The sequence below is a fragment of the Chitinophaga polysaccharea genome, from assembly GCF_902150045.1.
GTDB classification, from domain to species: Bacteria; Bacteroidota; Bacteroidia; order Chitinophagales; family Chitinophagaceae; genus Chitinophaga; species Chitinophaga polysaccharea_A.
In genome coordinates this window covers 2,400,746-2,414,818 of record NZ_CABFVU010000001.1, presented here as the reverse complement: position 1 = coordinate 2,414,818, position 14,073 = coordinate 2,400,746, and the positions used below count along the sequence as shown (strand labels likewise).

The 14,073-nt window shown below is 40.3% G+C and carries 9 protein-coding genes; 3 read left to right on the top strand and 6 right to left on the bottom strand.

The window, feature by feature from the left end:
- The first annotated feature begins 247 nt into the window (after positions 1–247).
- Both FN124_RS09800 and cls read left to right on the top strand, forming a co-directional pair.
- Positions 248–1,201: a carotenoid biosynthesis protein gene (locus FN124_RS09800; RefSeq protein WP_142684546.1), complete on the top strand. Its 954-nt coding sequence runs from the start codon at positions 248–250 to the stop codon at positions 1,199–1,201.
- Positions 1,202–1,310: 109 nt separating this feature from the next.
- Positions 1,311–2,720, top strand: a complete 1,410-nt coding sequence (cls, locus tag FN124_RS09795; protein WP_185937147.1) for a cardiolipin synthase — start codon at positions 1,311–1,313, stop codon at positions 2,718–2,720.
- 3 nt (positions 2,721–2,723) lie between these two features.
- Here cls and FN124_RS09790 read toward each other — a convergent pair whose 3' ends face one another.
- The 5 genes from FN124_RS09790 to ybeY form a co-directional block, all read right to left on the bottom strand.
- Entirely contained in the window at positions 2,724–3,137 is a 414-nt protein-coding gene (locus FN124_RS09790) for a hypothetical protein (protein WP_142684544.1), read from the bottom strand.
- Between the two features lie 110 nt (positions 3,138–3,247).
- Positions 3,248–4,603 carry an outer membrane beta-barrel protein gene (locus tag FN124_RS09785; protein WP_142684543.1) on the bottom strand — a complete coding sequence of 452 codons (1,356 nt, stop codon included), beginning with the start codon at positions 4,601–4,603 and terminating at the stop codon, positions 3,248–3,250.
- Positions 4,596–5,183 carry an RNA polymerase sigma factor gene (locus FN124_RS09780; RefSeq protein WP_142684542.1) on the bottom strand — a complete coding sequence of 196 codons (588 nt, stop codon included), beginning with the start codon at positions 5,181–5,183 and terminating at the stop codon, positions 4,596–4,598. Before FN124_RS09780 ends, FN124_RS09785 begins: the two co-directional genes overlap by 8 nt.
- A 345-nt stretch (positions 5,184–5,528) precedes the next feature.
- On the bottom strand, positions 5,529–7,397 hold the full coding sequence (gene mnmG, locus FN124_RS09775; RefSeq protein ID WP_142684541.1) for a tRNA uridine-5-carboxymethylaminomethyl(34) synthesis enzyme MnmG: 1,869 nt from the start codon (positions 7,395–7,397) through the stop codon (positions 5,529–5,531).
- A gap of 3,028 nt (positions 7,398–10,425) precedes the next feature.
- Positions 10,426–10,851: an rRNA maturation RNase YbeY gene (gene ybeY, locus FN124_RS09770; protein ID WP_142684540.1), complete on the bottom strand. Its 426-nt coding sequence runs from the start codon at positions 10,849–10,851 to the stop codon at positions 10,426–10,428.
- A 112-nt stretch (positions 10,852–10,963) separates the two neighbouring features.
- Between ybeY and FN124_RS09765 the strand changes: the two genes are divergently transcribed.
- Entirely contained in the window at positions 10,964–11,251 is a 288-nt protein-coding gene (locus FN124_RS09765) for a FeoA family protein (protein ID WP_260607385.1), read from the top strand.
- A gap of 1,546 nt (positions 11,252–12,797) precedes the next feature.
- Here FN124_RS09765 and nadA read toward each other — a convergent pair.
- Positions 12,798–13,799 (bottom strand): quinolinate synthase NadA, encoded by a 1,002-nt coding sequence (gene nadA / locus FN124_RS09760; RefSeq protein ID WP_142685525.1) that lies wholly within the window; start codon positions 13,797–13,799, stop codon positions 12,798–12,800.
- Between the last annotated feature and the right edge of the window lie 274 nt (positions 13,800–14,073).

The window sequence follows — 14,073 nt, the reverse complement described above, 5'->3', positions numbered from 1 at the left end:
GTATTGCCGCATTAATAAAATAAATCTTTTACCGGGAACGCATTCATCAGGTGAATTCCCGATGAAAGACGGCACTCAACTCGCTACTGGTAACGACAGGTGCCCGGACAGTAATATTCCTGATTAACAGTGAAATAACCCGTTTTATATGACCTGTTTCCGGCATTACGGAAAACAGGACATTTTCTTTCCTTGAAAAGGGAATCAAGCACGATTTACTATCTTCAATACATTAAACAACAGGGATATGCTTCCTTTTGCCAATATGCCTTATGGTAATGCACCCGTATATTGCTTTCCGTTAACAGAGATCTGCATGTACCTGCTTTTGCTTTTATGCGGCTGGCATGCCATAAAAAAGGGTACAGCGCAGGTTGCCTGGCTATTGGGCGCACTTTGCTTCGGACTGCTGCTGGAATATGTGAACGTGGCCGCCAACAGTGGCTATGTATACGGTCAATTCTGGCTCATGCTTGGAAAAGCGCCCCGTGATATTCCTTTTTGTATAGGTTGTGGTTGGGCTGTCATTATTTATTCATCGCGCTTATTCACAGATAATTTCGCGTTGCCGGTGTGGGCGGCGGCGGCGCTCGACAGTCTGCTGGCGTTGAATATTGATGTGAGTATGGATGTAGTGGCATATCGCCTGCATATGTGGCACTGGGATTGGGCAGGCCGGGGATATCCTACTGAAACACTCACCGGTCAATGGTTTGGCGTGCCGTATGCAAATTTTTATGGCTGGTTGCTGGTGGTATTTTTCTATTCGTTCTTTAGCAGGTTACTTGAAAAAACAGCAGTTAAAAAGATATGGAAGGCCACACTGCCTTTGCTTTCCATTATCCTTTCCCAGGCTGCCCTGTGGCTATCGCTGTTTCCGCTGGCCAACCTGCTGAAGCAGGCATTTGGCATCAGCGGTATGCATCGGCTCCTTGCTTTATTGATAATATTGATGCTATTGGTAGCTGCAGGCTTTGCCAGGAGAAATAAAAAAAGTGCTCACTATTTTCCTCCGCCGGCATGGGTGGTTCCTTTGTGGTTCCACCTGTATTTCGTAACATGGTTATTTTTAGGTGGTTTCTCTGGCGAAAACAGCAGGATGACGCTCTTTTCCCTGTTGAATGTGATGGCCGGTATATTCATCCATTTACCGATGCTTATAAAGAAGCGTCCTGTAACCATTTTAGCGGAAACGTGTTAATATTAAATATCTTTTTACGGTCTTAAAATAATACTTATTGGTGGGAACATTGATTGGTTATCTAACAGGTGCTGAATGGCATATTTATATAAAAATTGGCAGTATAGTTTTGCTGATCCTTATTTTCATTGGTTTAATAGCTACTATCCTGCTTGAGAACCGTAACCCGGTAAAGGCAATCGGCTACATCCTTGTACTGGTGTTTATTCCCGTAGTAGGATTAATCGTTTATTACTACCTGGGCCGCGATTTACGCAAGAGAAGGAGATTTACGCTGAAAGGCAGTAAAGATGAAGTATTATTTTCCAGGTACTGGGAATCGCAGAAACCACTTATAGAACAAATGCAGGTGGAGCTCCGGCGGCTTGCCGGAAATAAACAGGAAATTTCAGCCATGCTGCTTAATACCAGGCAATCTATTTTGAGTAAAAATAACAGGGTACAATTACTGATTAACGGCGAAGAAAAATTCCCCGTGGTTTTCAGCGCATTGCGTGCCGCCAAACATCATATTCACATTGAATACTACATGATTGCTGCAGATGACGTAGGCAACCAGGTAACAGATATCCTGATTGAAAAATTAAACCAGGGTGTACAGGTGCGCTTCCTGTATGACGACATGGGCAGCGACCGGATTGGTGATATTCCCGAGCGCTTAAAAGCACATGGCGCCAGTGTATATCCTTTCTCACCGGTACTGGTAGATTTTTACCTGAATGCTAACTACAGGAATCACCGGAAAATTATTGTGGTAGATGGCAGGATCGGCTTCGTAGGAGGTATCAATCTCGACGAGCGATACATCAATAATGGCAAACACCCTACTTTCTGGAGAGATACTCATCTGAAAATTGAAGGCGACGCTGTGAACATTTTACAACTACAGTTTTTGATGAGCTACCGTTATTGCAGTAAAGAAGTATTTCCTTTTGCTGCACCGTTTTTTGGCCGTTCCGACCTCACAGGTACCTGTTTTGTGGATATTGTTGCCAGCGGGCCCGATTCAGAGTGGCCTATAGCCATGCAAAGCATCCTGATGGCTATCAATATAGCCAAAAGAAGGATCAGGATCGCCAATCCATATTTCATTCCTACCGAGGAATTACTTACGGCGCTGCAAATGGCAGCTTTATCGGGCAAAGATGTGCAGCTGATGTTGCCCTTAAAAGGGGATTCCTATATTGTACAACATGCAGCCCTTTCCTATCTGAAACCTTTGCTGGCAGCAGGTGTAAGAATTTTCTTTTATACCCGGGGGTTCATTCATGCCAAAACAATGGTAATAGATGATAATCTTGCCTGGGTAAGCTCCGTAAATTTCGACAACCGAAGCTTTTACCTGAATTGCGAAATAGGCGCTTTGATTTATGATACAGAGGTAGCCGGCCGGCTAAACAAGGTTTTTGAAGAAGATCTGCTGTATTCAGTTCCGGTCCAGGAAACCCGCTGGAACAAACGCAACCTTTTAAAACGGTTTATGGACGCTGTGTGCCGTCTTCTCACTCCGCTGTTATAGGGCTTAATACTTCTCTTCATCCGGATCAAGGAACTCACCGTTGTCTTCTTCCAGATCCTCGTGCCTGTCGCCTCCTATGCTGTAAATATTATTTTCCTCATCTTCCTCTCCAATGGCTTCTGATTCGTCGTCCAGTTCGGCACCGGGAATATCCAGGTCATCTCCTGTTTTATCCTGCTTCCAGGTTCCTTCCTGTTCCTCGTTTTCTTTGAGCTTTTTCTTATCCGGCTGTAATTCACTGTTTCTGCGGAAAGACCCGGTCACCTCATTAATATCGAGGTCTACTTCTTTGTCCCTGTTTTTCCTGTTCATAATATCTTCACTGGCAGGATACTCGGGGTAGCCCGGGAACTGATCTTCCTCTTTTTGGGGAGTTTGTTTACCTTCCTGTCCTGTTTTATTCTTTTTATTAGCCATGATCAAAATCTTTTAGTGATTAAAAACGCAGAAAATGCCGTGCCACATCATGTAGCAGACATTATATCAGAAAGATAACAAAGCAGGATAATGATTGTTTACAGCGTAGATCAGCGTTTTTTTCCTACCAGGTTTAATTGCAGCGACAAGCCGGCAGAATATAGCTTTACCTGTCCGGATCCTACCCCATGCAGGGGAATTTTTGCATAGGGTTGCACCCCAATAATTAATCTTCTTCCCGCCGGATGCTGGTAAAGGGCTCCTACATTTAGGATGGCAAGGTAATGCTGATTTTTATTATTTACCGTCCATTCCTTTTCCGGAGAATATTTGTAGATGTACTGGTATTTCTCTTTCAGCATAATGTAATTTGACATACCGAGTGTGGCGCTCACGGTGTTGTTCTTTACCTGCAGAAATGTATAGTTAATATTCAGGGGTATATCGAGCACATCGCAATTGGCATTTACTTTAACAAGGTCGTATGGATTGGTGTAATTCGGATTTCTATAATCACTGCGGGTGGCGCCGTATAATTTTTTACTATAAACAACACCACTTGTCACAAACCAATGCTGGTTAAAATAATAGTGAGCCAGTGCCCCAATATTAAAGCCAACGTTACCATAATTAAACGATGGAGCAACATTCAGGTCTGGTCCTAATGTTACTCCGAAGTAAAGCCCTTTTGAGTTAATTTTCCGCCGCATAATTTTCTGCTGATGGTCTGGCTGTAATTCAGTATGTACAACTATTTCAGGCGCTTTCGCAATTTTCGTATATACGTTATAGTTAGTGCTTCTTTTTATATTCAGTAACCTGAGGACGGAATATCCCGCAGTTGAATCAGCAGTCTCTTTATTGTCTATTCCCTCTCTTGTTCCGATGCTTATACCCGGCACTTTGTTTTCATTATCTGTTGTTTGTTTTTCCGTTGAATATTTATCTGTTGTGTTTGTTTTTGGCAGATAGGTTCCTGCAGGCAATTGGGTTTGCTGATGGTCGGTAATTACTTTTGCTGTATTTGTTTTTGGCAGATGATTATCAGATAAGAGTACCCCTTGCTGTTGGATAGGTTTGTTTACTGTTGCATTCGTTTTTTCCGGTGTGTCTGGTAACAAACCGTTTTGCTGCTGTACTTTATTTTCCGCCGAGGTTGTTTGTGGCAAATGATAAGTGTTACTGTCTACTGTAGAGGCACCTTGCCCATTGCTAGCAGTACTTTGTTGATCCGGGGAACTCACTGTTGCACGTGAAACTGTTTTATCCGCTACTGGTGGCTGCATGATCCACCAGCCGAGCCCTCCCAGTACCGGCAATAATAACAGCCACCACCAGCCGGACGGACGTTTTTTATTATTACCGGCATCCAGCAGTGATTCCATTTTCTTCCAGGCATCCTGGTCGAATGGAATATCAGCTTCATTCAGCTTATTACGGATACTATTTTCAAATGCGTCATTCATTTTTGTATAAGGGCATATTTATGTCTACTCCATTGGTAGTACTCGTGGAAGCTTTTATAATCCTGTCTTTCAGTATTTTTTTTGCTTTGAATAGATTTGACTTGGATGTTCCTTCAGATATTCGCAACATTCCTGCTATTTCCTGATGCTGAAACCCTTCCATCACATACAGGTTAAAAACAGTTCTGTAGGCCGGCGGCAAAGCCTGCACATGCATCAGCAATTCGTCATAAGATAATTTATCAATTATTTTTTCATCTGTTCCTGGTTCCGGTACCTGGTTAATATCATCCGTAAAAACCAGTTTCTTTTTACCTCTTAGAAAATCGATAGAGGTATTCACCATAATCCGGGCCAGCCATGTTTTAAATGACCGGGAGGTATCAAATGTTTCAATGTGGTGGAATATTTTAAGGAATCCGTCGTTCATGATTTCAACAGCCTCATCTCTGTTTTGCGCATACCGCAAACAAATACTTAATGCATAGCCAAAAAAGTTACGGTATAGCACTTCCTGACTGCTGCGTTCTTTTTTGCAGCAACCGGCAATCAATTCATTAATATTATTCAGCTCGTGCACAAAAATATTCTTACCTGCTTTTGGGTATTGAGTGCGTTTTGTTTTCTTGTCTGAAAATGATGGTATGATAAAAAATTCAACTGAAAATAGATACGGCAGAGGACAACAAAAGGTTGCTTTACCAGGAAAATAATTTCCCTTTGTTAAAAATCCGCTTTTTTAGCCCTTTTTACGAGGTTTAGGTTAATTAGAACACTTGAGTTCGACCAGCCCGTGATAGTTAAATTTTGCCTCATTTCTGAAGGCCGTTTTTCTGACTGATTTTTATTTTTTATGCATGGACCCGCTAAAATATAGAAGGCAGACCGTAAAACAATCTGCCTTTTATAAAATAATTAACTATTTCTATCGTCCCATATAAACCATCAGGATTTGTACATCGCTTGGATTGACCCCGCTTATACGACTTGCCTGACCTAGTGTATGTGGACGGATTTTATTAAACTTTTGTCTTGCTTCATTTGACAATGAAACCAGTTTTGCATAATCAAAATTGGATGGTATCACCAGATCTTCAAGCTGACTCATTTTCTGAACCAGTTCATTTTCCTTTTCAATATATACATCATACTTGATCTGTATCTCGGCTTGTTCCAGGATATCTTTACTAAATCCGGAGAGTGCGTTTCCTATTTTTTCTACACGGTCTTTCATCGCAAAAATATCAAGCCCCGGGCGTAATAGTATCTGATGCGCTTTCTGTTTCTGTGTCAACGGGGCTGAAGATCTTTCTTCAAGGAGACTACTTATTTCTTCCGGTTCAATTGACAATTCTTTCAGGATACGTTTTATATCTTCAACTCCTTGCTTTTTTTCCTGTACTTTCTGCATTCTTTCTTCAGAAGCAAGTCCCATTTTATAACTTCTTTCTGTAAGGCGAAGATCCGCATTGTCCTGGCGTAGAAGTGTTCTGAACTCTGCCCGTGACGTGAACATCCGGTAGGGTTCTTCTGTACCTTTATTAATCAGGTCATCAATCAATACTCCAATATACGCTTCACTCCTTTTGAGTACAAAGGGTGCCTCTTCACGGGCCTTCAGATGTGCATTTATGCCCGCCATAATACCCTGGCAGGCTGCCTCCTCATATCCGGTAGTGCCGTTTATCTGACCGGCAAAAAAGAGATTCTGTACATGCTTGGTTTCCAGAGAAAACTGGAGCTGTGTTGGTGGAAAGAAGTCATACTCAATAGCATAACCCGGACGGAACATGCGACAATTCTCAAATCCCGGAACCAGGCGAAGCGCCTTCATTTGTACATCTTCCGGCAAAGAAGTAGAGAAGCCATTTACATATATTTCCACGGTATCCCAGCCTTCAGGTTCTACAAATAACTGATGTCTCTCTCTTTCTGCAAAACGGTTTATTTTATCTTCTATACTTGGGCAGTAACGTGGACCAGTTCCCTGGATACGTCCCTGGAACATTGGAGATCTGTCAAAACCTGTACGAAGCATTTCATGTACGGCCTCGCTGGTGTAAGTGATCCAACAACTTCTTTGTTGTGCAGGCTTAATTTTTTCTGTTTCCAGATACGAAAACCCCACAATCTCATCATCTCCTTTCTGCTCTTCCATTTTGGAATAGTCAAGGCTTCTGCCATCGATGCGTGGAGGCGTACCCGTTTTCAGGCGATCGCTTTCAAAGCCCAGAGCAACAAGTTGTTCTGTTATACCGGTTGCAGCTTTCTCTGCTACCCTACCACCACCAAATTGTTTATCTCCAATATGGATCACTCCATTCAGAAATGTTCCGTTCGTAAGTACTACAGCCTTTGCCTGAATTTCGTGGCCTAACCCCGTAATAACCCCATGACACCTTCCATCTTTCACAAGAAGCCCTTTTACCATATCCTGGTAAAAGTCCACGTTTGGCGTTTTTTCCAGTGCCTCTCTCCATTTTGCGGCGAAAAGCATACGATCGTTTTGTGTACGTGGGCTCCACATAGCAGGCCCTTTGGATCGGTTAAGCATACGGAATTGGATCATGGATTGATCCGTAACTATCCCGGAGTAGCCCCCCAATGCATCTATTTCTCTTACAATTTGTCCTTTTGCAATACCACCCATAGCAGGGTTACAGCTCATCTGAGCAATGGTTTGCATATTCATGGTTACCAATAAAACTTTGGAACCCATATTGGCGGCAGCGGCAGCGGCTTCACAGCCAGCATGTCCTGCACCCACAACAATAATATCGTATGATGGAAACATAATTAGTTTAGAAAGTGCAAAATTACGGAGAAGAAGGGAGAATTAAGCTTATTAAATGGGATGTTCCACGTGGAACATTTGAAGCATCTAAATCGTTTATTAGGATACTTCCGTTACCTGCTGTACAAGACAGAGATTGATTTAGGCAAGACCTTGCTTTCTTAATGTACCTGCATCAAACTTGTTTAACCCGGGATTATAAATACAATTTCATAAAACGAAGTTTCCTCAAGAGAGGAATCAATGTTTCACGTGAAACATTGGGGGTTGATTAATTGGAAGAAGATATAGGAAAAGAGTGCTTTAGATACGTCTTCGTGACTACTGAAAAAGAAATAATATTCTCGGTTAGTCATCATATTAGAAGACAACCCATTCTCCGTAATTGGCAAGCTCATACTTCCTTTGCGTAAAACCGAGGAAATAATCCTGATGGCATCGTCTATTGATAACCTTATTAATGAATAGTGAAAAGAGAATTTCTTATGAATATGGTCTTACTTATCTGGGAACAACTCACGTTCTTCCCTACCCAACAATCACAAGCTGTTCATTACCGCATATTCACAGCTTAAAACTAAGACAAGAATCTCCGGGAAAGTTGCCTGTTAACAACTGAATTCAATGGCATAGCGAAAAGGGAAGTTTCAGCTAATCATACTCATCAGAAAACACCATACTCCCCTACTTAACTCGAATTTGCAAGCTCATAATTGACACATTCTCTAACCTGAAACTAAGGGAATGGTCACCAGGAGAAGTTGTCCCCTTACAACTAACTACGGAAAAGGGAATAATTCTCAGTTAGTCATATTCATCAGAAAATAATGCTCTCTCCCCTGCTTAGCTGAAATTTGCAAGCTCATAATTGACACATTCTCTAACCTGAAACTAAGGGAATGGTCACCAGGAGAAGTTGTCCCTTTACAACTAACTAGGGAAAAGGGAATAATCCTCGGTAGTCATATTCATTAGAAAACAATGCTCTCTTCCTTGCTTAACTCGGATTTGCAAGCTCATATTGATACATCCTCTAGCCTGAAATTAAGGGATGGTCACCAGGAGAAGGCGTCCCCTTACAACTAACCACGGAAAAGGGAATAATCCTCGGTAGTCATATTCATTAGAAAATAATGCTCTCTCCCCTGCTTAGCTGGAGTTTGCAAGCTCATAATTAACCCATTCTTAAGCCCGAAACTAGGGATAATCGCAGGAAGAGTTGTCTCTTGACAAACACATTCAATCAATGAGTACAAAAAAGAGGAACAATATTCCCAGTTAACTGCATCCGTTCAGAAACAACTCACTATTCCATACATTACAACAATTTATAGAGCTGATCATGCTATCTCCCAGAGCTAAAAATTAAAATAATAGTTTGCTAGGACCAGTTGCATCTCAACAAATGCGTTTAATGAGTAGGGAAAAAAAGAAATAATTCTCAACTGGGCATACTAGTCAAAACCAACGCAACTTTGAACTACATAACATCAATTTGCGAATTTGTTCTTACGTATCTCTGCATAACAGCAGTTCCCTGTTTTAAGTAAAAGATTTCGGAAAGCCGCCAATGGAAATAAATTAGCCCCACTTTGGACCCTATAGATTCCCCGTCTTGCTATACTTAAAGGTAAGGTCTTGCGGATGCAGCCAAGTATGATAATTTAGTTAGCAGCCCCTTCAGAGCCCTTTTTCCTCGCTATACTTTGTGCGCGGTTATGCAGAAAAAAGTAGAGGTTTCCAGGCTAATTCCGTTCAGTCGGTGGGGAGCTTCCCTTCCTCAGCCTATTATAAGCAATGCAACTTTTAAAGCCGCGCGAGATACTAATTAATCCGTCCGATACGGTATGATATTCTTTCTTCAATCTCTAAACTTAGGCTACGAAGGCAGTTAATGCGAACAACATAATCCGTTCATTGTTGCAAGAAATTCCTTTTCGATTACAATACTATGTCGAAGAAATCTTCAGAGACAACTCATTTAAGAGATCTAATTAGCCCATTCTTAACGGCTGCTTAGTATTGCTCAGAGGTAAAATGAGGGCTGAAAATTCAATCAGGTTAACACTTTTGAACCAGCAGTTTTCCTGTTAAGAAAAGACATAGCCATAATCATTCATACATAAATATGTAAAGCTACGGCCTTCTTCAGAAGTTAAAGTTTGCGCTTCCTCAAGTGGTTTTTGTTTCATGGAAAACAACATATAAGGCACCACCACCTTTCCAATTATACGCCTATAAACATGGGGAATAAGTACAGATAAGCCAAACATTACAATTACGGCTTACAATGGCCTACCAGCAAGGTTACGGGTGATTAATTTAGAAAATATGGTAAAAGTTTGGGGATCATCGCCCGACTAAGTTTTGTTTTTGAAGATGCCGACGGCTCCAGGAAATCGCATTATTGCCTTCTTTACCGGGTTATAACTACCTAAAGCAAATAAATACATTTAATACATGGTCCACATGCCTGATAGTTTAAAGTTTATCTTACATAGTCACTCTTTATCCTTATTAGGTTGACAACCCCGGTTTTGATTCTGAAGATGATTCAATCCTTTTTAGCCTCCGCCCTACTTTATTGGAGTTCTATTGCGTCTGGCCGAAGAGCCTCGTAATCGCTATGGGAATACCAGGTATAACTACTTATAAGTATTACTGTCTAACAGATAACCCGCCATGCCATAGCTGGCAGGTGCTAAAGCCTCCCAAAAATTCAATTTACCTCCCTTCTTATAAATGTCAAAAGCTTGTCCTGGTGAAAAATCATCTTTCTTGCAATATTATTCTTTGATAAGAAGGATTTGCCCAATGGTCGTATCAACCAATACTCCTAATATCCGGTAAATACAATGTTTCACGTGGAACATGTCGGGTGGTAGAATAGAGTAGCTAAATTTACCAGCCCCTGAATTACATTCATACAATCAGAAAAGAACCATTGATTTTTTATGAATTCGAAACGGTCTCAAAATTACGTTTCTGTAGATATGTTCCACGTGGAACATATCTACAGAAACGCATATCATTCACCGAAATATTTTTTCAGATACTCATCTTCTTTACTCCTCATTAAGGCGGCATCCTTTTTACTTTTATCTTTAAAGCCACATAAATGAAGTGCTCCGTGAAAAATCACACGATGCAGTTCATGAGCCACCGGCACCTTGAACTTCTCTGCATTTTCAAGAACCCTGTCAATGCTGATATATATTTCGCCCTCTGTAATGTCGGGATCCTCTCCCATTTCAAAAGTCACAATATCTGTATAGGTATCGTGCTGTAAAAATTGCCTGTTAATTTCAAGCAAGTAGGTATCCGAGCAAAAAATATAATGCAAACTCTGCAAACCTTGTCCCTCTGCAGCAAAAAGATCGTTGAGGAATAATTTAAGCTTGCGCTTCCCTTTTAAATGATCTTTTACCTCATGCGATGTAAACTGAATGGCCATCTATATTCCAAAAATTTAAATGGATGTAAAAGTAAAGTGAAATTTTGTTTTGCAGGACCTTTCTTTTTGCATATTGCCCATACAGAGGTAACTTTGCTTATCATTCATAAGTATGCATCTCAATTATGCCGGTACAAAGTTTAAACAGATTAACAAGAAGGAAATGAAAAAAGGCGTTATAAAATTATCGTCCCTGTCAACTGGAAAAAGTGCAGTAATTATTGAATTTGCAAAGGACGATCTTCATATTAAACTGATGGAAATGGGCTGCGTACCAGGTGAAACAGTAAAAATTGAAAAAATTGCCCCGCTGGGAGATCCTATCTCCATTATGGTAGCCGGTTATAATTTATCGCTCAGAAAAACTGAAGCCGACCATATTTGGGTAGAGGAAATTTAATTCCCTACCCTTTTTTATTGATCAAAACCAAGAAAATTTCGTTGAAAAAGGTATTTTCCATCATAGAACATATCTTATACCTCCAAATTTTGTCTATTTTTTTGGAGATTTTCTGAAAAATCCCACTCTTTTCACTAAAAGAAGACCTTATTTCTCACTAAAAAGGAATTTTTACTCACATTTCTTGCTTCCCAAGTACAATCACTTTTAATCCTACATCGTTTTTAAACGAAAAAAGCCCGAATATTCCCATAAAATTCGCACCTTTTCTTAAAAAAGATCCAGAAATTATTCTTAACAATGCCTTCCCTTTTTCCAAAACGCTAAAAACCAAAGTCGAATCCCTTTAGTAACTCCCCTAAGAATTGTACGATTGAAGAAGTAGTGTAAATATCAAAGAAAAATCCATTCTTATGGCATAGCCAATCCATTCTGCTTTGCGCCAATTTCACTTTCCCAGGATTCCCCCAAGAAAATTTTAAATTTTCATTTCTCAGATCATTTATTGCTGGTTTAGAATCTGTTAAAATCCGTTGCTTCCCGGGATTCTCTCTACATTTTACAGTATTCGATTCTCAACACACTATGAGCAGGCGGAGAATTCAACATTCATTTACTCTCCTCGATAGTGGAAGCAGAAATATTATAGCCAATTCTCAGCTCATTCGTAGTATGCTTAGAATTGCATGAAACCAGGCATCCTTAAGTATCAGTATAATATCGCTAAATATTCAATTCTCAGCGCGCTTCCAAGGCGTTGAAAATTGAATGAAATAAGTATATCCCGGGAGATCCCCATCTCCACTTAATTCTCAATGCGTTATAAGTCGCCTGAGAATCAGCTGCAAATAAAAATTCCGTGGTTACCCCGGCAAAATATAGAATATTGAATTCTCACAGCCTTCATAAAAGTCGGTGCGCAACACAATTAGAAAGCCTATATCAGTAGAAAACGCTGTGTACAACGTATGTAAAAAATTGAAGTGAAGATGCGTATGCGTCTTAAGGAAAAAATCTCATCTAAAGACTCTTCATAAACTTAAAATGAATGGCGTGACGATCTGCCAGAAAATAAAAACCCGGGGTTACTCAATCATCTAACTGAATAATCAATTCTCAGGGCCTTTAAAAAATGGCCCGCAGGAGTTTCAGGAAACTAAATTCAATACTGCATTACATTGAGAGTGAAAATATCACATTCTCAAGCCCATGACAGTGCGCTGAGAATTTAATATTCAAAAAAAACCTTCACTTACCCAATGATCAATTATTTTTTTGAATTCTCAGCTCGTTTGAAAAGAGTTTTGAAACGCTTTCAACGTCAAACAGAAATAGATGGCTTTATGGGTGGAATAACTGGGGGTCTATATAAATCATCTGTCAAATATTAATTTCTCAGGGGCTTCATGATGAGATGAGAATGGATTGATCCGTATCTAAATACGAAGGCCGTAAGAATATTGAATTCTTACGGCCCTCGTAAATTGAAGCTTATTTTATATAATAAAAATAAAATCTAAATAAATCTGTAAATCAATATGTTATATTAAAGTCCGGCCTGGGCACTGATTTCCAGCATTCGCTCAATTGGCTTTTTAGCCGCTATTCTGAGACTTTCTTCCATCGTTATTTCCGGCTGTTCATATTCCATACACAGATAAAGCTTTTCAAGGGTATTCAATTTCATGTGCGGACAATCATTACATGCACAGGCATTATTAGGTGGTGCAGGAATAAATGTTTTACCAGGATTTTCCTTTTGCATCTGGTGAAGAATACCCGTTTCAGTAACTACAATGTATTCCTGAGCATCATCTTTCTGACTAAATTTCAGCAAACCCGTAGTGGATCCAATATAATCAGCAATCGCCAACACTGCTGGTTCACATTCCGGATGCGCTATCACTTTGGCTTTAGGGTGACGAACTTTTAATTTAGTGATCTTCTCCAGAGAGAAAATTTCATGTACCATACAGGCACCGTTCCATAAAACCATGTCTCTACCCGTTTTTTTGATCAGATAGGCCCCTAAATTCCTGTCAGGTGCAAATATGATCGGCTGATCGTGTGGGACGCTTTCAATGATTTTTTCGGCATTGGAGCTCGTGCAAATGATATCGCTGAGCGCTTTGATACCCGCTGAGCAATTAATATACGAGATCACGATATGATCAGGATAACGGTCCCTGAACTTTTTAAACAATTCCGGGGGAGCACTATCTGCAAGAGAACACCCTGCTTTCAGGTCTGGTAACAATACTTTCTTCTGCGGACTTAAGATTTTTGCGGTTTCTGCCATAAAGTGCACACCGGCAAAAACTATTATGTCCGCATCCGTTTTAGCTGCCTGCTGGCTGAGCCCCAGACTGTCTCCGATATAATCCGCTATATCCTGGATATCAGGTTCCTGATAATAATGCGCCAAAACAATCGCATTTTTTTTCTTTTTCAAATCTGTTATCGCTTCAAACAAATCCAGAGAGGGATCGACTGATATATCCAAAAATCCGTTGTGTTGCAAATTTTTTTTCGCTTCAGCGATTTCCATAATCATAGCTATATACTTATTTAAATATTTAAAAGAAAAAGCCCACTACTATTAGGGCTGTGAATATGTGGAAATTTAATTTCCAGCTCATGTACAAATGTAGTTGTTATTCCTTTTTACTACGCTTTCCACACGAAATTAACATGCTAATTCCGCGTCAATACTGATTTTCTGTACTTTCATCCACATACGTGGATATCCTCCGGCGTGAAAATCTTTTTCGTCAGTAGTGTATTAGGAAAATGTTAAAAGAAGGCATTTACTATTCACATTT